21 protein-coding genes are annotated in these 19873 nt (G+C 63.5%); 11 read left to right on the top strand and 10 right to left on the bottom strand.

Annotated features, from left to right (window positions below):
• Both HDE78_RS08650 and HDE78_RS08645 read right to left on the bottom strand, forming a co-directional pair.
• Entirely contained in the window at window positions 1–609 is a 609-nt protein-coding gene (locus tag HDE78_RS08650; protein ID WP_179478266.1) for a GNAT family N-acetyltransferase, read from the bottom strand.
• Between the two features lie 56 nt (window positions 610–665).
• Window positions 666–872, bottom strand: a complete 207-nt coding sequence (locus tag HDE78_RS08645) for a YdcH family protein (RefSeq protein WP_179478264.1) — start codon at window positions 870–872, stop codon at window positions 666–668.
• 139 nt (window positions 873–1011) lie between these two features.
• Between HDE78_RS08645 and ttcA the strand changes: the two genes are divergently transcribed.
• The 5 genes from ttcA to HDE78_RS08620 all read left to right on the top strand — a co-directional run bounded on the left by ttcA (window position 1012) and on the right by HDE78_RS08620 (window position 5907).
• Entirely contained in the window at window positions 1012–1872 is an 861-nt protein-coding gene (gene ttcA / locus HDE78_RS08640) for a tRNA 2-thiocytidine(32) synthetase TtcA (protein WP_179478262.1), read from the top strand.
• Between the two features lie 55 nt (window positions 1873–1927).
• A complete protein-coding gene (locus HDE78_RS08635) occupies window positions 1928–3130 on the top strand; it encodes an amino acid aminotransferase (RefSeq protein WP_179478260.1) in 1203 nt (400 codons plus the stop codon).
• 91 nt (window positions 3131–3221) lie between these two features.
• Window positions 3222–4139: a recombination-associated protein RdgC gene (locus tag HDE78_RS08630; RefSeq protein ID WP_179478258.1), complete on the top strand. Its 918-nt coding sequence runs from the start codon at window positions 3222–3224 to the stop codon at window positions 4137–4139.
• Window positions 4140–4454: 315 nt separating this feature from the next.
• On the top strand, window positions 4455–5225 hold the full coding sequence (locus HDE78_RS08625) for a SprT family zinc-dependent metalloprotease (protein WP_179478256.1): 771 nt from the start codon (window positions 4455–4457) through the stop codon (window positions 5223–5225).
• A gap of 103 nt (window positions 5226–5328) precedes the next feature.
• Window positions 5329–5907, top strand: a complete 579-nt coding sequence (locus HDE78_RS08620) for an isoprenylcysteine carboxylmethyltransferase family protein (RefSeq protein ID WP_179478254.1) — start codon at window positions 5329–5331, stop codon at window positions 5905–5907.
• Between the two features lie 48 nt (window positions 5908–5955).
• On the opposite strand, the gene HDE78_RS08615 is transcribed toward HDE78_RS08620, so the two are convergent.
• From HDE78_RS08615 to HDE78_RS08600, 4 genes are all read right to left on the bottom strand, one after another.
• A complete protein-coding gene (locus HDE78_RS08615) occupies window positions 5956–6504 on the bottom strand; it encodes a sterol desaturase family protein (protein ID WP_255457709.1) in 549 nt (182 codons plus the stop codon).
• A gap of 216 nt (window positions 6505–6720) precedes the next feature.
• Entirely contained in the window at window positions 6721–7722 is a 1002-nt protein-coding gene (locus HDE78_RS08610) for an alpha/beta hydrolase (RefSeq protein ID WP_255457708.1), read from the bottom strand.
• 83 nt (window positions 7723–7805) lie between these two features.
• The gene (locus HDE78_RS08605) at window positions 7806–9662 is read right to left on the bottom strand and encodes a M1 family metallopeptidase (protein ID WP_179478252.1); all 1857 of its coding nucleotides are present in this window, start codon (window positions 9660–9662) and stop codon (window positions 7806–7808) included.
• Window positions 9663–9894: 232 nt separating this feature from the next.
• The gene (locus HDE78_RS08600; RefSeq protein WP_179478250.1) at window positions 9895–10068 is read right to left on the bottom strand and encodes a hypothetical protein; all 174 of its coding nucleotides are present in this window, start codon (window positions 10066–10068) and stop codon (window positions 9895–9897) included.
• Window positions 10069–10242: 174 nt separating this feature from the next.
• On the opposite strand from HDE78_RS08600, the gene HDE78_RS08595 reads away from it, so the two are divergent.
• Genes HDE78_RS08595 through HDE78_RS08580 form a run of 4 tightly spaced genes read left to right on the top strand, consistent with a single transcriptional unit; the run spans window position 10243 to window position 12139 of the window.
• Window positions 10243–10935, top strand: coding sequence for a DUF2239 family protein (locus tag HDE78_RS08595; RefSeq protein ID WP_179478248.1), 693 nt, complete (start codon window positions 10243–10245; stop codon window positions 10933–10935).
• A complete protein-coding gene (locus tag HDE78_RS08590; protein WP_179478246.1) occupies window positions 10932–11384 on the top strand; it encodes a DUF1330 domain-containing protein in 453 nt (150 codons plus the stop codon). The genes HDE78_RS08595 and HDE78_RS08590 overlap by 4 nt, the downstream gene beginning before the upstream one ends.
• A 3-nt stretch (window positions 11385–11387) precedes the next feature.
• On the top strand, window positions 11388–11789 hold the full coding sequence (locus HDE78_RS08585; protein ID WP_179478244.1) for a DUF2239 family protein: 402 nt from the start codon (window positions 11388–11390) through the stop codon (window positions 11787–11789).
• Window positions 11790–11818: 29 nt separating this feature from the next.
• Window positions 11819–12139, top strand: a complete 321-nt coding sequence (locus HDE78_RS08580) for a GIY-YIG nuclease family protein (RefSeq protein ID WP_179478242.1) — start codon at window positions 11819–11821, stop codon at window positions 12137–12139.
• A gap of 169 nt (window positions 12140–12308) precedes the next feature.
• Here HDE78_RS08580 and pip read toward each other — a convergent pair whose 3' ends face one another.
• Genes pip through HDE78_RS08560 form a run of 4 tightly spaced genes read right to left on the bottom strand, consistent with a single transcriptional unit; the run spans window position 12309 to window position 18161 of the window.
• Window positions 12309–13259 (bottom strand): prolyl aminopeptidase, encoded by a 951-nt coding sequence (gene pip, locus HDE78_RS08575; protein ID WP_179478240.1) that lies wholly within the window; start codon window positions 13257–13259, stop codon window positions 12309–12311.
• Window positions 13260–13278: 19 nt separating this feature from the next.
• Window positions 13279–14994, bottom strand: coding sequence for an acid phosphatase (gene acpA / locus HDE78_RS08570; protein ID WP_179478238.1), 1716 nt, complete (start codon window positions 14992–14994; stop codon window positions 13279–13281).
• A gap of 24 nt (window positions 14995–15018) precedes the next feature.
• Window positions 15019–16575, bottom strand: coding sequence for a peptidase S10 (locus HDE78_RS08565; protein WP_179478236.1), 1557 nt, complete (start codon window positions 16573–16575; stop codon window positions 15019–15021).
• Window positions 16576–16604: 29 nt separating this feature from the next.
• The gene (locus tag HDE78_RS08560) at window positions 16605–18161 is read right to left on the bottom strand and encodes a peptidase S10 (protein WP_179478234.1); all 1557 of its coding nucleotides are present in this window, start codon (window positions 18159–18161) and stop codon (window positions 16605–16607) included.
• A 174-nt stretch (window positions 18162–18335) separates the two neighbouring features.
• Between HDE78_RS08560 and HDE78_RS08555 the strand changes: the two genes are divergently transcribed.
• Window positions 18336–19241 (top strand): DMT family transporter, encoded by a 906-nt coding sequence (locus HDE78_RS08555; protein ID WP_179478232.1) that lies wholly within the window; start codon window positions 18336–18338, stop codon window positions 19239–19241.
• 47 nt (window positions 19242–19288) lie between these two features.
• Complete coding sequence (locus tag HDE78_RS08550) at window positions 19289–19852, top strand: molybdopterin-dependent oxidoreductase (protein ID WP_179478230.1); 564 nt, start codon at window positions 19289–19291, stop codon at window positions 19850–19852.
• The last annotated feature ends 21 nt before the right edge of the window (window positions 19853–19873 follow it).

The raw sequence follows: 19873 nt of genomic DNA, 5'->3' as shown, positions 1-19873 counted from the left end.
TTAGCGCGTTCTCGCGTTGACCAGGCGATCCAGCCGCATGCCAAGCCAGCGATCCACGTCCGGCCATTCGTCGGCGAGGATGCTGTAGCAGACGGTGTTACGCAGCGTGCCATCGGGGCGGCGCTTGTGCGCCCGCAGTACGCCGTCGCGCTGTGCGCCCAGCCGTTCGATCGCGCGCTGCGAATCGAGGTTGCGATGGTCGGTGTGAAACTCCACGGCCACGCAGTTGACCGTTTCGAACGCATGGCGCAGCAGCAGGCGTTTGCAGGCGGTGTTGAGATGGCTTTTCTGCCAGCTTTTGGCGTACCAGGTGTAGCCGATCGCCAGCCGCGGCAGCTCCGGTGCCATGTCGTAATAGCGGCTGGTGCCGACGATCGCGCCGCTGGTTTTTTCGCGAATCGCGAACGGCAGCATCAGGCCGTCGGCGTGGCCCTTGAGCGCGGCTTCGATATAAGCGTGTGCCTTACCCGGCGCCGGCGCGCTGGTGAACCACAACTTCCACAACTCGCCATCGGCGGCGGCCGCTTCGAGTGCTCTGACGTGATCGAGGCTGAGCGGCTCGAGCGCGACGTGATCGTCCTGCAGCGTGATCGGGGCGAGTGGTGGCATCGGTAGTCCTTGAGAGAAGCCGTGCTCGAGCGAGTGCGGCGGCGACCTTATTCCGGTCATGCATCCAGGTCGGGAATCAGCTTGCTTTCGAGCCGGGCAATGCTGTCTTTCAGCAGCAGCTTGCGTTTCTTCATCCGGGTCAGCTGCAGCTCGTCGCGGCTGAGGCCGGCGGACAGCTGGTGAATCGCCGTATCGAGATCGCGATGTTCTACCCGCAATTCGGCCAACAGGTGAACGATGGCGGCGTGATCCTTGACCTGCATGGCAACGGGCAACGGCTGGGGAGTAAGCCTCCTAGTCTAGCTCCGATCGCTGACGCCGTTCGCTGCAGCGAGGGTGCAAACGGCGGTCGGCTAGAATGAGGTTAATCTTTGCGTTCAACCTGCCGCGCCACGAGTCGCCATGTCTGCTCAACCCGATACCCGCCGTTCGCCCGCCGCCGAGGCCGACAAGCTGGCACGCCGCTTGCGTCATCAGGTCGGGCAGGCGATCGGCGATTTCGGCATGATCGAAGACGGCGACAAGGTGATGGTCTGCCTGTCCGGCGGCAAGGATTCGTACACCCTGCTGGAGATGCTGCTGCAGCTGCAGGCCAAGGCCCCGGTGCGATTCGAGCTGATCGCGGTGAACCTGGACCAGAAGCAGCCGGATTTCCCCGCGCACGCGCTGCCGGATTACCTGCGCGCCCGCGGCGTGCCGTTCCACATCATCGAACAGGACACCTACAGCACGGTGACGCGGGTGATTCCGGCCGGCAAGACCATGTGCAGCCTGTGCTCGCGCCTGCGCCGCGGCGCGCTTTATACCTGGGCGGCGGCCAACGGCATCAGCAAGATCGCGCTGGGCCATCATCGCGACGATATCCTCGCCACGTTCTTTCTGAACATGTTCTATCAGGCGCAGCTGAAGGCAATGTCGCCCAAACTGCGTTCGGACGATGGCCGCCACGTGGTAATCCGCCCGCTGGCGTACTGCCGCGAGAGCGACATCGCCGACTACGCCGCGCAGCAGCAGTTTCCGATCATTCCCTGCAACCTCTGCGGTTCGCAGGAAAACCTGCAGCGCAAGGCCGTGCAGCGGATGCTGGACGAATGGGAAACGCTGCAGCCCGGCCGCAGCGAGAACGTTTTTCGCGCGCTGGGCCGCGTGTCGCCTTCGCATCTGGCCGATCGCGCGCTGTTCGATTTTTCCGCCGGGGACATGCATGCTGTGGGTTCGTCCGCGTGGAACGTCGACGCGGCGGGTGAGACGGCATTCTCGTAAGCTTGGGTGCTGACCCACCCCAGATCGATCCCATTCCCTGAGTAGAGTACGCACCGTGTCTTTTTTTGCATCCGTTGAAATGGCCCCCGGCGATCCGATCCTGGGCCTGACCGAAACTTTTGTGGCCGACGCTCGTCCGGGCAAGATCAATCTCGGCGTGGGCATTTACGTCGACGAACAGGGCCGTGTGCCACTGCTGCGTTCGGTCTATGAGGTGGAAAAAGCGCTGGCCTCGGCGGCCAAACCGCGCGGCTATCTGCCGATCGACGGCATGGCCGTGTACGACAAGCTGACCCAGCAGCAGCTGTTCGGCGCGGGATCGCCGGTGCTGGAAGCCGGGCGCGTGGTCACTGCGCAGACCGTGGGCGGTAGCGGCGCACTGCGCGTGGCGGCCGACCTGCTCAAGCAGGTGAGCGGCGCCAGCGGAAAAGTCGCCATCAGCAACCCGAGCTGGGGCAATCACCATGTGATTTTCCGCACCGCCGGTTTTCAGCTGCTCGACTACCGCTATTACGACGATGCCAGCCACGGCCTGGATTTCGCCGGCATGCTGGAGGATCTGGGCAAGCTGGAGCCGGGCACGGTAGTACTGCTGCATGCCTGCTGCCACAACCCAACCGGCGTCGACCTCGATGCGGCGCAGTGGGCGCAGACCATCGAGCTGCTGAAAGAGCGCAAGCTGCTGCCGTTCGTCGACCTGGCCTATCAGGGCTTCGACCAGGGTTTGGATGCAGATGCGACCGCCGTGCGCCTGCTGGCCGCCTCGGGCATCGAGGCGTTCGTGGTGGCCAATTCGTATTCCAAATCGTTCTCGCTCTACGGCGAGCGCGTGGGCGCGCTGTCGATGGTGGCGGCCAACCGCGACGAGGCGGCGCGCGTGCTGTCCAAGATCAAGCAGACCATTCGCGCGAATTACTCCAGTCCGTCGACCCACGGTGCGGCGCTGGTGGCCGGCGTGCTCGGCAGCGCCGAGCTGCGGGCGCAGTGGGAGCAGGAGCTGGGCGAGATGCGCGAGCGCATCCACGCGATGCGTGCCGGCATGGTCGAGCGGCTGGCCGCACACGGCGCCACGCAGTTCGCCTTTATCCCGAGCCAGGCCGGCATGTTTTCGTATTCCGGCCTGAGCAAGGCCCAGGTGCACCGCCTGCGCGACGAGTTCGCCATCTACGCGCTGGACAGCGGCCGCATCTGCGTGGCGGCGCTCAATCGCGACAATCTGGAAACCGTGGCCGCAGCGGTCGCTACCGTCAGCCGCTGAAGTCCCCGTTCGCCACCCGCCGGCGATCGTCAGGATCGCCGGGTGGCGGTGCAGCCATTTCCGCCTTCGGGCGACCATCATTCGGATATCCATGTTTTTTCGCAATCTCACGCTGTTCCGTTTTTCCCCCGCTGTTGCCGCCGATCTGAAGCGCCTCGACGAGGTGCTGGCCGAGCACCGCCTGCGCCCCTGCGGGCCGATGGAAATGTTCACCAAGGGCTTCGTGCCGCCGGTCGGGCGCGGTGAGGAGGCACCGCTGACCCATGTGGTGAAGCAGTGCACGCTGATGACCGTCGGCGGTGAGGACAAGCTGCTGCCCGCGCAGGTGATCAACGAGGAGCTTTCGCGCAAGGTGCAGAAAATCGCCGAGGAAGAAGGCCGCAAGGTCGGTGGCCGCGAGCGCAAGCGCATCAAGGAAGACCTGCTGAACGAGCTGCTGCCGCGGGCCTTCGTGCGCACCTCGCGCATGTCCAGCTACGTCGACATGAAAAACGGCTGGCTGGTGCTGGATACGTCCAGCCGCAAGTCCGCCGAGAACGCGCTGACCCAGATCCGCGAGGCGCTGGGCAGCTTTCCCGCCGTGCCGCTGGCGCCCGAAGAAGGCCCGCGCGTGCTGATGACCGACTGGCTGGCCAACGGCAATCTGCCGGCTGGCCTCACCCTCGGCGACGAATGCGAGCTGCGCGATCCGGCCACCGCCACGGGCGCCATCGCCAAGTGCCGCCGACAGGATCTGGATGCCGAGGAAGTGAAGGAGCACCTGCGCAACGGCAAGCAGGTGTTTCTGCTCGGCCTGACCTTCGACGATCGCATCAGCTTCGTACTGGGCGAGGATCTGATCATCCGCAAGCTGAAATTCCTCGACGTGGTGATGGACGAGCTGGGCGACAGCCAGCAGGACGCGCAGGCCGAAATGGACGCGAGCTTCGCCCTTTTGACGCTGGAACTGGAGCGTTTGCTGGGCAAACTCGAGGAGTGGTTTGGGCTGCCGCGCCCCGCTGATGGCTAAGAGCCTGTCCAGCATCTCCCCATGACCCGCGTTGAGTCGTGGCGAATGCCACGACTCAACCCTTCGGGCCGGGCCGGTTTGCGCCCAGGCCGGCGTCATCACTCGGTCGTGTACCGACGTACACTTCCTCCTTCTTCCTTGTCCTGAACGCAAACCGCCACCGGCGCGGGCCACGAGGAAATGATGGACAGGCTCCAACAAGAAATCCGCCCCATTTGGACGGCTAAAGCGGCATACTGGCTGTCCGGTGTGCTCGCGCGATTGGCGAAAACATCTCCGCGACAACAGCACGACGAGGCTCAAACGGGCAGCCGTATGGCGCAACATCTCGAAGGCGATTGGCTGGAACTGGCGACGGTCAGCGGCAACAGCATCATGGTGCTGAAGGCCGCCCACCCGCGCGCGCGGCGGCTGCGCCTCACCGTGACCCCCAAGGGTGCGCGGGTGTCGTATCCGTACGGCACGCATCCGGCCCAGGTCAATGCCTTTCTGCGCAGCCACGCGGAATGGCTGGAGAAAAAGCTCGCCGAGCTCAACCTCATCGTCGACCCGACTCCGCCGCTCCGGCTCGGTTACGCCACCGAGTTCCCCCTGCGCGGCGAAACGCTGACGCTGGACTGGGCCGAAGGCCCGTATCCGCGCATCGAGCCCAGCGTGACCGGCCTGACCCTGGTGATTCCGCGCCCGCATACGCGCGCGCTGCCGATCGCCCGTGGACTGCTGGCCTCCTACCTGGAAGGGCAGATGCGCCGCGACGTCTCACGTTGGCTGGCCACCTACGTGCCCTTGCTCGGCCTGGCGCCGACCGCGCTGAAAATCCGTCCGATGAAAAGCCTGTGGGGCAGCCTGGATACGCGCGACCGTATCAATCTCGATCTGGCGCTGGCCCTGGCGCCGTCGGCCGCGCTGCGCTACGTGCTGGTCCACGAGCTGTGCCACCTCAAGGTGCGCAACCACTCGGCGCGCTTCTGGGCGCAGGTGGCCAACCTCTACCCCGACTGGCAGGAGCAGCGCGACTGGCTGCGCGTCAACGGCGGCATGCTGAAGGCCGAACTCGATCGCCTGGTGGCCGACGTCGCCGACTGAGCCGGCCGTTGCTGCGTTTCCGCGGCACCGTTGCCTTCGATGCCCGTTCCGCGCACCATCCGCAGCGAATGCCGCATGTCGGCCATGCCAGCAGGGACTGATCATGCAACCATCGATTACGACATTGGCCGCTGCGGCGTGGCTGCTGTTTCTGTTTTACTGGCTTTGGAGCGCGCGGCGGGTTAAGAGTTCGGCCCGCGGCGAGCCGGTCTGGTCGCGTTTTTTCAAGTACTGGCTGCCGATCATCGTGAACCTGGTGCTGATGTTTCCGACCTCGCTGTACGAAGGCACCCTGCTGGGCACACGATTTATTCCCGACGTTTTGTGGCTGGCCGCGCTGGGTCTGCTGCTGGCCGTGGCCGGCCTGCTGTTCGCCTGCTGGGCGCGCGCCATTCTGGGCAGCAACTGGAGTGCGGTGGTGCAGGTAAAGCAGGACCACGAGCTGATCGAGCGCGGCCCCTACCGCTACGTGCGCCATCCGATCTACACGGGCCTGCTGCTGGCGCTGGTGGGTACGGCACTGCTGCTCGGCGAGTGGCGCGCCGTGCTGGGCTTCGTGATCATGTTCGTGTCGTTCTGGCGCAAGCTCAGGCTGGAGGAAACCTGGCTCAGCGAGTACTTCGGGCCGGCTTATGGCGAGTATATGCAGCGGGTCAAGGCGCTGATTCCCGGCGTGCTTTGAGCTTGCTCGGTACGAACGGACGCTCTGTTAAAGCGGCTGGAAGCCCGGTCAGGGTTTGCGCGTCTGCCGTACGTAGCGCGTGCCCAGCAGCACATCCCACAGCGGCGTGGTGACGCCGAAATTGCTGTCCGGGTGATAGTGGTGCACGTGGTGCGAACCGGCCCAGCGCCGCATCAGCGGATGCTTGAAGCGAACGTGGTGAATGGTGAAGTGGCTCAGGCCGTAGGCGATATAGCCCAGGGTGACCGCGCCCATCATCAGAAAAGCGAAGCCGACCGGCAGGATCAGCACCAGCAGGCCCGTCAGGACGAACAGCACCGCGCCAGGGAGAAAAAAGGGCAGCGAGTCGTAGCCCAGCGGCTTTTCGTGGTGAAGCTGGTGGCCCTGAGCGAACAGCGGTATGCGCGTGTGGAACATCCAGCGATGGAAGAAGTACTCCACGAAACTGAAGGCGAACAGCCCCAGCACGATCGCCGCCAGCCCTTCCATCAGGCCGCCGGTCAGGTGACGCCAGCCTTCGAAGAAGAGCATCAGGGCCAATGTTCCGTCCACAACCACCTCGGCCCAGTAATTGGTCCGCGTGGAAGACATCCGCATGACCGCATCCACGAAGGAGCGCCACAGGGTACGTCTTATCGGTGATGGCACCATGCCGTCTTCTTGCAAATACACACGCATGTCTCCGTATCGATAGTGTCATTGTCACATGTTGCTGTGCGCAAATCACAATGGCTGGCGATTTGCCGCTGATGCAAAGATAACCAGCACGACCTGACTGGAAGCGTGAATGCGGCCGCTATGAGCTGGCAGCCACTAGTGCGACAGCGCAAAACCCGTAAGGATCTGCGCCGTGGCCTCGGGCTTTTCCAGCATCGGAATATGGTTGCAGCCGTTGAGCGTGCTGCTGCTGATGGCGGCCGAATGGGTCAGACCGTCGCGCAGGCTGTCCAGCGCCGAGATATCGATAATCTTGTCGTCCCGGCACCACACGCCCAGCACCGGCATCGTGAGGTCGCCGAGCCGATTTTGCACGGCGAGATATTGCGAGGGTTCGCGCAGCTCCTTGAAATTCTGCTCGATGAACGCCCGATCGGCTTGATTGCGCTTGATCAGCACGTCGACAAAGCGGCCGGGCAGGTCCAGCGGTTTGTTCAGGGCCAGGGCAGTCATGCGCTCGAAGCCGGCGCGATCGTCGAAAATGAATGGGTCTTTGCCGGCCATGGCGTCGCGCGCAAACGCGTTCTCCTTGTATTGCAGGCCGAACGAATCGATCAGTGCCAGCTCGCTGACGTGGTCCGGGTGCTCGGCGGCATACACCCCCGCAATCGCCCCACCCAGCGAATGGCCGACCAGAATAACGCGCTGCAGCCGTAACGCCTCCACAAAGGCATCCAGCCGCGCCGCCTGGGCGTCGACGTTGTAGCTGGCGCCGACCACCCGCGTCGATTCTCCCCAGCCGGGCAGATCGGGGATGATCAGATGGAAGTGCGGCGTCAGCAGCTTGGCTACGTCCAGCCATACCTCCTTGCTGTCGCCCAGGCCGTGCAGCAGCACGATGGTCTGACCCTGGCCGCCCTCGTAATACACCCACTTCGTGTCGCCGACCTCTACCGAATGCTTGTCCAGATTTGCCGCCATCGCCTGGCGCATGAAGTTCGCCTTCATCAGCCACTGCGGCGCAAACAGATAGCTGCCGCCCAGCACGACGATCAGAATGCCCGCGATCCACCCGAGAAACTTCAGTCGCCGCAGCAGCAGGCGTTTCCACAGTGGACGGGTGGCTGGGATTGGCTTGGTCGAGGGAGGAAGAGCCATAGCAGAATTCTTTGAAGTGTTTCAGTGAATACAAACGTGTCGGTGATACGTCTCGACTGACACGAGCATATACGTGGCGCCGTTTACTTTTTAGCAGGGCTCGCTTTTGCCAGGATTCCTTCGACTGCTTGCTGGGTCAGCGGGTGATAGCCAGCCATGGCTTTCGCGTAAACCTGCTTGGCATAAGCCAGGCCCTCGGGCGTTTTCGCGAAGGCCTTGTACAGCGGCAGCGTGAGATAGAGACGTCCGATGCGGGTCATGTGTTCGGCCGCGGCGGGCCATACGTCCTTGTCGCCGGCGACGATGGCATGCACATACCAGCGCATGCCGATTTCCGCGTTGGGGGTGCCGGTGAGGTGCCAGGCGTCGTCGAGCGCTTTGATCTTCGCCAGCGCCGTGACATCGGGCAGGCGGTCGAGGAAGTACATCCACTCCTGTGTGTTCCAGCCTTTCGCGTCGAGCTTGTCGGCAGTGAGCTTGTCGGCGAGAAACGCCGCGCGCTCCGTGTCGATGGCGTCGAAGCGCGGCGAGTCGGGCAGCGGCGCGTCCTTGGGAATGCCGCTGCCGTAGACCCAGTCCTGCACCTCGGCCCAGCGCATCTTGCCCGGGTATTTGTCGATCAGATTGGGCTTCATATAGGCCAACATCTGCTCGGTGGTGATGCTCTGAAACGCGAAGTGGTCGAAGTAGCTGCGCAGGTAGGCATCGAAGTCGGCCCGGCCGAAGCGCTGCTCCAGCGTGCGCAGAAACCACGATCCCTTGTCGTAGGCGACGTCGGACAGCGCGTCGTCCGCGTCGACGCCGCGCAGGTCGGGGGTCAGCTTCTGCGCGTTGGCCGGCATGCTGCCGATGCTTTTTTCCAGCGCGCGCGCCGACAGCAGCGCCTCTTCGTCGGCCAGCGACTTGCCGTAGACGGCTTCGGTGATGCGCCCCTGCACGTAGGTGGTAAAGCCCTCATTGAGCCAGCCATCGCGCCAGGTAGCGTTGGTTACCAGATTGCCCGACCACGAATGCGCCAGCTCGTGCGAGATCACCGATGCCAGGCTCTTGTCGCCTACCACGATAGTCGGCGTGGCGAAGGTCATGTTGGCGTTTTCCATGCCGCCGAACGGGAACGACGGCGGCAGCACGATGAGGTCGTAGCGGCCCCAGCGATACGGGCCGTAGAGCCGCTCGGCCGTGGCGATCATCTTTTCGGTGTCCTCGAACTCGTGCGCCGCCTTGTGCACCATCGAGGGCTCGGCATACACCGCGCTGCGCGGGCCGGTCGCTTCGGCGGCGATGTCGCCCGCGGCAATGGCCAGCAGGTAGGACGGAATCGGATGCGGCTGGTCGAACGTGTAGTCGCCGTCGAGCGGGTGCTGCGCGTCGTTCAGCGCGCTCATCACCACGCGCACATCGCTCGTTGCCTTGATGTGGGCGTCGTAAGTGATCCGGATCGCCGGCGAATCCTGGATCGGCACCCACGAGCGCGCGTTGATCGACTCGGACTGGGAAAACATGAAGGGCAGTTTTTTGCCGGCCGTCTGCGCCGGCGTCAGCCACTGCAGGCCGGCCGCGTCGGGCGAGGTAGCGTAGACGATGCGCACACGCGTCGGATGCGTCGGCGTGGCGATGGTGAGTTTGCTGCCGAGCGCCTTGTCGCGCGGCGCCAGCGCATAGTTCAGCGGCGCGGTTTTGCCATCGGCCGAGACGGATTCGATCGAGGCGATTTTCAGATCCCGCGTGTCCAGCACCAGCGAGGGCGCCTTCGGATTTTTCCAGTCCAGTTTCAGCGTCGCCTGGCCGCTCAACTCACGCTGCGGAAAGTCGATGGTCAGATCGAGATCCAGATGCGTGACGCGGACCTGATCCGGCTGCGCGTACGAGTAGGGTTCGGCCGCCATGGCGGTCAGCGGCAACGTCGACGCCGCAACGGCAAACAGGGAAAGCAGACGCATGCAGACTCCGGAGAAAGCGAAATGCAAACGTTGAGTATGGCACTGGGGCGCTTCAGACGACTTGTGCCGAAAGGTGTGGATCGGCTGCGCGGGCGCCGCGAGAAAGCCGGGCTGTGCTTCAACGCGTTTGATCCACGCGCGAAATGCAGGGAGTGCTCCAGCGGAATGTCGAGCCATGTCGGCGACGGTGTAGTCGTCGCTGGCGATGAAGGGCCTCGTCGTCAACTGATCGTCAACAATCGCCAGCGCACGCCGTGCGGTCCGGCGCATGTTTTCGATCAATGGCGGGGACTGACTCGGTCACTGGCCGGCATTCCAGCGGGTGGGTCTTCGACTCGATTGGTTTTTGCTCGAAGCGCAGCCACTGCAACACCTTGGCTTGGTCAGCCGCATCGGTCTGCAACATGTCCCGCTGGCATCGACAAGATCGCAGGCGTTCTTGGCTAAGTAAGTGATGTCGTGGCGGTCGTGGATGGGAATGTCGAAAGTCGTGAAGCAGGTACCCATATTTTACCCGGGTGTTATTTACTTTTAATTATACCCGGGTATAATTTGCGCCTTACTAACTCGGGACATCGGCATGAGAAATGCGCTCTCGCACTCCTGGACTGGCTTTGACGGATACGACCGCATTGCATCTGGTCCGATTCACGTGGTCGCGGTGGCGGTGAAACGTGCCATCCAAAAGGGAGCTGCCGGTCCGGTACTTGTCTTTGACGACAGCAGCGGCCAGCAGATCGATATCGATACGAGGGGCACGGATGAAGAAGTCGTCGCCCGATTGGCAGACATGGGGCCGATGGATACGGGCGAAGAGACGGCAGAGTTTGGTCTCTCCGCACTTCCCACGGAACATATGGCTGGATCGTCGCTTCCGGCCGACCAACGTCGAGGACGGGGGCGACCGAAATTGGGCGTGGTGGCCCGAGAGGTGACGCTGTTACCACGCCATTGGGAATGGCTGGCGGCGCAGCCCGGCGGTACGTCCGTAGCCTTGCGCAAACTGGTCGAGGAAGCGCGGCGCGTCCATGGTCACAAGGACAAAGCTCGCAAAGCACAAGAGCGCGCCTACAGTTTCATGTCTGCGATCGCCGGAAACCTCGCCGGTTTCGAGGATGCTGCCCGAGCGCTGTTTGCGAACGATCGGCCCAAACTGGATGGATACATTGCCAGCTGGCCGCAAGATGTGCGTGACCATGTCATCCGACTCGTCTCTAGCGAAGGTACGCAGGTCGCTTCTTCAAGGCCGGATGAAAGGACAGCTGGCAAATGACGAATCCGACTTCTATCGAAGGCTATCTTGCGCCGTCACAGGAATCGGGACGCGCGTTCGGCATGCGTCAGATGACCGGAAGCGTGGTCATGCTGAATCTGCTGCGCTTTCGTGAAACGGCGGACTACTCAGCGACGCCCGGGTTGGCCCCACAAATGCCCATTACCGGAGCGGCGGCTTTCCGACGATATATAGAACACACCTTGCCCTATTTGCGCGAAACCGGGGGCGACTTGCTATTTCTCGGAGTCGGCGGCGCGTTTTTTATCGGGCCGTCAACCGAACGCTGGGACATGGCGATGCTGGTGCGGCAGCGAAGCGTCGAGTCATTTCTGGCGTTCGCCAGTCATGAAGACTACATGGCCGGCATGGGGCATCGAACCGCAGCTATCGAAGATTCGCGTCTGCTGCCGCTCTCGCAAATCGATCTGCCGTATACCAAGGAGTGATACATGACCCATCAAGTAACAGCCTTGCACGCCATGGACTCGACCGCGCCAGTTAGGCATCAGAAGGCGAGTGGCAACGTAACGATGCTGCCTCGTCATTGGGAGTGGCTGGCTCTTCAGTCACGCAGTGCAAGCGGAACACTGCGTCTATTGATCGACGACGCGCGTCGCGACCGGAACGGCGTGTACCGCGTGCAGGAATCGAAAGAGAAGTGCTATCGGTTCATGCGTGACATGGCCGGCAACCGTCCTCATTTCGAAGAGGCGATTCGGGCCTTGTTTGCAGCCAACGCTCCCATGTTCCACGAAAAAATTGCGCTATGGCCTACAGCTATCCGCGAGGAAATCGGAATACTGTCGGCGCCGATATGGGCAAGCGTTACTGAAGCGGAGAATGGGTTGTGACGGACCGGGCCAGAAGAAAAGACCTCGTCTTGGCCTACAAACTGGCGTTGCCGCGAATGGGCATCTTCTCCATCCGTAACGTGGTCACCGGCAGGATGCTGCTGGATCAAAGCAGCAATCTGACGGGGTCATTGAATCGCCATCGGATGGAGCTTCAATGGGGCGTCCACCGAAATCGGTTATTGATGGCGGACTGGCATGCGTACGGGGAAGCGCGATTCTCGTTCGAGGTGGTCGAACAAATCCATGAGCGTCACGAACCTGATTTCGATTACCGGGCGGAACTCGTGCGACGGACGGCATTCTGGAGAGCCAAGATACCTCTCGGCTCATCAGGTTCTTACCTTTGAAGTAGTTCGCGTCTCTAGCCTAAGCCAATCGCAGGCTCCGGCTCCTCATCGTAAGACGGTGCTTGGAAAGTCGACTGTCTGCCCGGGTTACAAGCAGGCATGGATCGATCGCGTTGCGCACCCGCCTATCTGCTGACACCTGGAGTGTGGGGACGGTGCAGAAAGTCATCTAGACGTATCGATCCGCCAGCCGCTCCGTCGCCCTCACCAGCTGGTCGACGATCGCCGGTTCCGATGCGGCGTGTCCGGCCAGCACGATATGCAGTTCGGCTTCGGGCCATGCCACGGCCAGGTCGCAGGCGCTTTTGACCGGGCAGATGATGTCGTAGCGGCCGTGGATGATAGTGGCAGGAATGTGGCGGATGCTGTCGACGTTGCGCAACAGCTGATCGGGCTCGAGCCAGCTGCCGTTGCGGAAGTAGTGGGCTTCGATACGCGCAAGGCTGAGTGCAACCTCGGGCGCGGCGAAGCCGGCTTCGGTCTCGGGGCTTTCGGCCAGGGTGATGCCGCCGCCTTCCCATGCGCCCCAGGCCTGCGCGGCGGCAAGCCGAACGGTTTCATCGTCCGAGGTGAGCCGGCGCCAGTAGGCTTCCAGCATGTTGCCGCGCTCGTCGGCGGGAATGGCCGCGGCGTAGCGCTGCCATTTTTCCGGCAGGATCCACGAGGCGCCGCCCTCTTCGTAGTACCAGCGAATTTCCGCCGGCCTGCACAGAAAGATGCCGCGCAGCACCAGACCGAGCGCGCGCTCGGGATGCGTCTGCGCGTACGCCAGCGCCAGCGTGGAGCCCCACGAGCCGCCGAACACTACCCAGCGTTCAATGCCGAGCTGTTCGCGGATGGTTTCGATATCGGCGACGAGGTGCCAGGTGGTGTTGTCGGTGAGATCGGCAAACGGCGTCGATTGCCCCGCGCCGCGCTGGTCGAACAGCACGATGCGGTAGCGCGCCGGATCGAAGAAGCGCCGGTGATACGTGGCCAGCCCCGCGCCCGGACCGCCGTGCAGAAACACCACGGGCAGGCCGTCGGGGTTGCCGCATTCCTCCACGCGCAGGGTATGCACGGCATCGACGGCCAGGTGCTGTGTGCGGTAGGGCTCGATCTCCGGGTACATCTCGCGCATGGTCAACATCCGGTCTCGGTCAGGTCTTTTTCGCTGTCGCGAAGTTCAGGGCGGCGGTGAGATCGCCGGGCGGTGGCCCGCCGGCGGCCACCATCGCGTTTTCGCGCACCGTCAGGCCGGGAAGTTTCTCCAGTCCGAAGCGACGGGTGATGAAGCGCGCGATCGAGCCGGTGTCGTAGATGGTGTGGTCGACGTGGCCGCGTTTGGCGAACGGCGACACCACGAGCGCGGGAATGCGCGTGCCCGGTCCCCAGCGATCGCCCTTGGGTGGCGCGACGTGATCCCACCAGCCGCCGTTTTCGTCCACCGTGATCACCACCAGCATGTTCGGCCACTGCGGGCTCTTCTGCAGCGCGTCGATCATGCGCGCGAGGTGCCGATCGCCGGCTTCGATATCGGAGGATCCCGCGTGCATGTTGAGGTTGCCCTGCGGCTTGTAGAACGTCACCGCAGGCAACTCGCCCGCGGCCACATCGACCAGGAAGCGATTGTCTGGTGCGGTCTCGCCCAGGCCACCGTCGCGCAGGTGCCGACGGCGCGCCTCGCTGCCGGGTGCCAGGCCGACAAAATAATTGAACGGCTGGTGATGCGGCTGGAAATTCGGCCGGTCCGGGTATTCGCCGAGCGGGCCGTCGCCGTGGCCGTCGAGCGCGGCCTGCCAGGCGCCGCCGTACCAGGCCCAGTCGACCGACTTCGCGGTGAGCATGTCGCCCAGATGCTTGTGTGTCTGCGGCGGGCAGGTGGCGGGATTGCTGGCATCGGCAAGCGTCGGATCATGCGGGTCGATCTTGAAACTGGGGGAGTACGGCGGCCCCATCGTGTTCACCGCCCAGAAGTCCGGCGTCAGCATATTGGGCGTCACAAACTTGGCCTTGCCGTCCATCGCGCTGGTTGGGGAATCCTCGGTCAGCTTCAGCCGATGATCGGTGACGTCGCCGCTTTCGGTCACCGCGATGCGGGCCTTGGCCACGCTCCGATCCGCGTTCGGATAGAAAGGCGGCTGCGCGGCAATCAGATACTGGTGATTGAGGAACGAGCCGCCAAACGCACCCATGAAAAAGTTGTCGCACAAGGTGTACTGCTCGGCCAGCCGCCACAGCCGAAGGTTGACCGAGCTGTCGCCGTAATGGCCCATCGGCATCGCGCCGCTGTCGCCCCAGGCGACGAAGCGATCGTTCTTGCCGCCGTTGATCTGCAGCTGGTTCTGGTAGAACGCATGGATCAGATCGCGCGTCACCAGCCCGTGCGGCAGCGGTTCGCCGTCGGGCGTGTGCAGGGCGAACGGCGCGTTGGGCAGGCCGGTGATATCGGCTTCGCCGATCTGGTAGGCGCGGTGGTTGACGACTTGCTTGTGCGGCACCAGCCCCTGCCAGATCGGCGGCAGCGTCTGCAGCACTTCGCCGTTGCGATCGCGCTGCAGATAGTCCTGCGGCTTCAATGCGCCGAGCGGTTTTTCCAGTCCCGGGAAATCGGCGAACAGATTGTTGAAGCTGCGGTTTTCCGCGTAGAGCACCACGACGGTTTGGATATGCTCGCGAAGCAGGGCGTCCAGCGCATCGTCGGGCAGCGGATGCGGTGCCGCGGCGGTACGGTCGCCGGCCTTCGCTGCACCTGCGCCTGCGAGCGCCACGCCAGCGCCCGCCATGACCAGCCCGCCAAGCAGACGGCGGCGTTGCGGGTTGGGCGGCGCCTCGTCGTTGGAAACGGGCGGTTTGTCGGTCGGTTTGTCAGTCATCGGATCGTTCGGGATGAAGCGGATTCAGGACTTCGGTACGGCCTCGTCGTAGAAGCGCGACAGGTCGGCCTTGACCTGCTTCAGCGCATTGACGTCGAAATAAATCATGTGGCCGGAAGGATAGAAACCGAATTCGATGTTCTTGCTGATCGACGGCTCCAGCCCGAGGTGGCCCAGATCGAACTGCGTCGCGTAAAACGGCGTGGCCAGATCGTAGTACCCGTTGGCCGAAAATACCTTCAGATGCGGGTTGCGACGCATGGCGCCGGCCAGGTCGGCCCCCACGTACGGCGCCTGGGTGAAGCCGTGGCCTTCCGTACGTTTCCAGTCCCAGCCGCGGTTGATCACGCCGTAGTTGTTCGGTAGGTACGGACGCTCTTCGTTGAACTTCAGCTGCTCGCTGGCGTACTGGTTGAATGCGGCTAGGTAGGCACCGGTGGCGGCATCGCTCGCGGCGTCGCCTTCGGGATTCTCCCCTGCGGCGTCAGGATCGATACCGACAAAACGGCCGTCCAGACGGCCAACTGTGCGACGCTGGTCGCGCAGCAGCTCCTTGCGGAAGCGGCTGGGATCGATGCGCAGATTGGCTTCGCGGATGTAGCTCGGCGACAGGCCGATGTACTGGCTCAACTGATTCGCCACACGGTCGGCCTCGGCCGACGTGATCGCGTCGCCCTTGGCCAGCGCCAGCGTGTAGTCGGTATTGGCGAACTGACGCACGCTGGCCAGAAAGCTGGCGATGTCGGCCGGCTTGTTGGGTACCTTGTCGTGATACCAGGCGATCGCCGCCTCGGTCGGCAGGTTGACGATAAACGCATGATCGTCGCCGGTGCTGGCCCAGACGTTGAAGTCGAGGATCGACGACATCAGCACCACGCCGTTGAACTCCATGCCCTGTTCCTGCAGCGTTTTTACCAGCACGGCCGAGCGTGTGGTGCCGTAACTTTCACCGAACAGGAATTTCGGCGAGTTCCAGCGATGGTTGGTGCTGACGTAGCGAGTGATGAATTTCGCGAACGCATCAGCGTCCTGATCGATGCCGTAGAAGTTCTTGCCCTCGGCGCCACCGACCAGCTGCGAATAGCCGGTGCCCGGTGCATCGATGAAAACCAGGTCGGTCTTGTCGAGCAGGCTGTCGTCGTTGGCGACGGTCTGATACGGCGGCGGCGGAATCGGCTGGTCGCCCTTGTTGGCCACGCGCACCGGGCCGAACGAACCCATGTGCAGCCACATGCTCGACGAGCCCGGGCCGCCGTTGTACATGAAGGTCACCGGGCGCTTGCTTGGCTTGCCGTCGTCCACGGTGTAAGCCACATAGAAAAAGCTGACCGTCGGCTTGTCCTTGTCGTCCTTGATCAGCAGCGTGCCGGCGGTGGCCTTGTAATTGATGGTGCGGCCGCCGATGCGCACGCTGTGCTTGGTCATCACGCTGCGTTCGGGCGGGATGGGCAGTGCGTCTTTCTTGCTGTCCTTGTCGCTCTGCGCCTTGGCGTCCGCGGGCTTGTCGTCGTCGGCGTGCACGGCAGTGCCTAGCGTCAGCAGCAGCGCAAGGGCGAGCGGGGCGAGAATCTTTTTATGCATGGCGATCATTCCGTGTCGATGGGTTGCGATCAGTGCGCGAGCGCGGCGCGATCGTAAAAGCCCGTCAGGTCGCTCTTCAGCTGCTTCAGGGCATCGGTATTGAGATAGATCATGTGACCCGACGGGTAATACAGAAACTGCAGGTTACCGCGCAGCGTCGGGTCGAGATTCATGTGCGCCAGATCGTATTCGGTGATGAAGAACGGCGTAGCGAAATCGTAGTAGCCGTTGACCGAGAGCACTTTCAGGCCCGGGTTGGTGCGCATGGCGTGCGCCAGATCGCCGGCCACGTAGGCCGTGGGCAGGGGGCGGCGCTGGTCGGCCGCCTTGTGCTTCCAGTCCCAATCCTTGCCGATGTCGCCGAAGGTGGGGCGATAGTCGAGGTCGCTGTGGTAGTTCAGCTGGCCGTCCAGATAGTCGTGGAATGCGCTGACGAAGGCGCCGCTGATGCCGCTGTCCGAGGCGTCGTAATCGGGGGTTTCGCCAGCCGCATCCGTGTCCATGCCGGTGAAGCGGCTGTCGTAGCGGCCCAGCGTCAGGCGCTGGTCGCGCAGCAGCTCCTTGCGAAAGCGGCCGAGGTCGATGCGCAGGTTGGCCTCTTCGATGAACGGCACCGACAGCCCCGTGTACGCGGCGAGCTGACGCGCCACGGCGTCGCGCTGGTCGTCCGGCAGGTTCTGCCCCTGGGCCAGGGCCGCCGCGTACGGGCCGCGCGCGAACGTGCGCACCTGATCGAGAAACGCCTTGAGATCGGCCGGCTTGTTGGCCAGCTTGTTGTGATACCAGGCCGCCGCCGCATAGCTGGGCAGATAGCCGATGTAGATTTCGTCATAGCCGGGCAGGCGGATGCCGTAGTTGAGGATCGACGACATCAGGATCACGCCGTTGAAACTCATGCCGGCATTCTGCAGCGCATCGACCAGCGCGGCCGAGCGCGTGGTGCCGTAGCTTTCGCCGTAGAGAAACTTCGGCGAGTTCCAGCGTTTGTTGATGCTCACATAGCGCTGGATGGCGCGGCTGAACGCGGAGATGTCCTGGTCGACACCCCAGAAGTCCTTGCCGGTGGCCTTGCCCAGCGGGCGCGAATAACCGGTGCCCACCGCGTCGATGAAAACCAGGTCGGTCTTGTCTAGCAGGCTGTCGCGGTTGGGCACCAGATGATACGGCGCCGGCGCGGTGGCTTCGGGGCTGGCGGTTTCGATGCGCACCGGCGCGAACGAGCCCATGTGCAGCCAGACGCTCGACGAGCCGGGGCCGCCGTTGTACAGAAACGTCACCGGCCGCTTGTCGGCCTTGTTGCCGTCAACCGTATAAGCCACATAGAACACGCTGGCCTGCGGCTGGCCCTTGTCGTCGCGGATGATCAGCGTGCCCGCCGTGGCCGTGTACTTGATCGAGTGCCCGCCGATGCTGGCACTGTGCTGCGTGCGCACGGCGCTTTCGGTGCTCGGTACCGCGGTTTCGTCGACCGCTTGCTTCTTGCTGGCGTCGGACTTGGTTGGCGCGGGTGCGTCGTCGGCATGGCTGGGGATGGTCGGCGCCAGCGCCAGTGCGCCAGCCAGTAGCAGTGAAATCAGGTAACGCATGAAGGCCCCGTCTCGATAAAGCGTCTTGGAAGTATGCGTGGGTGGCTGCCGCGGCGACCGTGACAAAAGTACTGGTTGCATCGATCGGGCCGGATAAATGCGTCGCGTGCCGCGGCCTCACGAATTACGATGAGTGCCTGTCCAAGCGTGAGTCCCTCCTGTGAATTTTCTTCGATGACCGGCACCGAACGCCTCGACGGTCGTACGCTCGCCTGTATCGGCACCGCCTTGCTGACGTGGTCGTCGGCGTATGCATCGATCGCCTATGCGCTGCCCTCGTTCACGCCGGGCGAAGTGGCGCTGGCACGGCTGGGCATCGCATCGATCTGCTTTGCGCTGCTGCTGGTGATTCGGCGCGTGCCCCTGCCGGCTTGGCGCGACTGGCCGCAGCTGGCGCTGTTGGGGGTGATCGGGCTGACGGCGTATCACATCTGTCTCAACTACGCGGAAACGCGCATTGCCAGCGGCACGGCGTCGATTATGTTGTCGCTGATTCCGGCAGCGACGGTTGCGGTATCCGCCGTGTGGCTGCGAGAACGGCTGCCCGCGCGCACGCTCACTGGGTTGGGTATCGCCCTGCTCGGCGTGGTGCTGGTGGTGCTGGCCAGCGGCAATCAGGTGAAATTTCAGCCGATGGCCCTGCTGGCGCTGGTCAGCGTGATCGCCTCGGCGATTTATTTTGTCGGGCAGAAGCCGCTGTTCGCGCGCAACAGCATGCTGGGCGTCACCGCGTTCACGTTTTTTGCCGGCACGCTGGGCGCGCTGCCGTTCGGCTGGCAGCTGCCGCAGGCGCTGGCCGTGGCGCCGTGGTCGCGCATCGCAGCGCTTGTATGGCTTGGTGTGGCTCCCACCTTTATCGGCTACCTGGCGTGGAACGCGGCGCTACGCCGTACGTCGGCGTCGCAGGTCTCCAGCTTCATCTATTTCTCGCCGCCGATCGCGGTGCTGATCGGCATGCTGTGGCTGCACGAGCAGCCCGGCGCGCTGACGCTGGTGGGTGGACTCATCACTATTCTCGGCGTGGTGCTGGCCAATACCCGGCGGCGTATCGTTGCGGTAGTTGTGACGGAGCCGCAGTAAGCTCGAACTTTGGGCGGACCTCGATGGATCAGACAAGGATCAGACACATGCGCAGAACCGATTTGCCCCACGGCTTGTTTCGGCTCGGCTTCGCCTTTTCAGTCGTGCTTTTCGGCCTGGGGTTTGCGCCACGATCGATCGCAGCTGCGGATATCGCCGCAACGACGGCTTCCATCAGTGTCATCGTGAGCGGAGAGGTCGGCCATCCGCTTACGCTCGATGCAACGGCGCTGGCCAAGCTGCCGCGCGTTACCGTGCAGGGTAGCGATCACGGCGTCAGCGGCAGCTGGTCGGGGGTACCGCTGAGCGCGATTCTTTCGGCCGCCGGCTTGCCGCTGGGCGAAGCGTTGCGCGGTAAGAACATGGCGCTGTATGTGCGCATAAGTGCGGCCGACGGTTATCGCGTGGTGTATGCGCTGGCCGAGCTGGACCCGCAGTTTCGCAACGAACCGGTGATTCTGGCCGACCAGCACGACGGCAAGGCGCTCGGGGCGAAGGAAGGGCCTTTGCGCGTCATTGCTCCGACCGACCAGCGACCGGCGCGGTGGATACGCCAGGTGACGCGCATCGACGTGCTGCGTGCGCCGGATGCGGTCGATCCGTCGCGTTGAGGCCGTCCCGCGATCGCGCCG

The organism is Rhodanobacter sp. K2T2, assembly GCF_013408815.1.
Taxonomy (GTDB): domain Bacteria; phylum Pseudomonadota; class Gammaproteobacteria; order Xanthomonadales; family Rhodanobacteraceae; genus Rhodanobacter.
The sequence above is the reverse complement of the archived record's forward strand: the minus strand, read 5'-3'. Positions and strand labels throughout refer to the sequence as shown.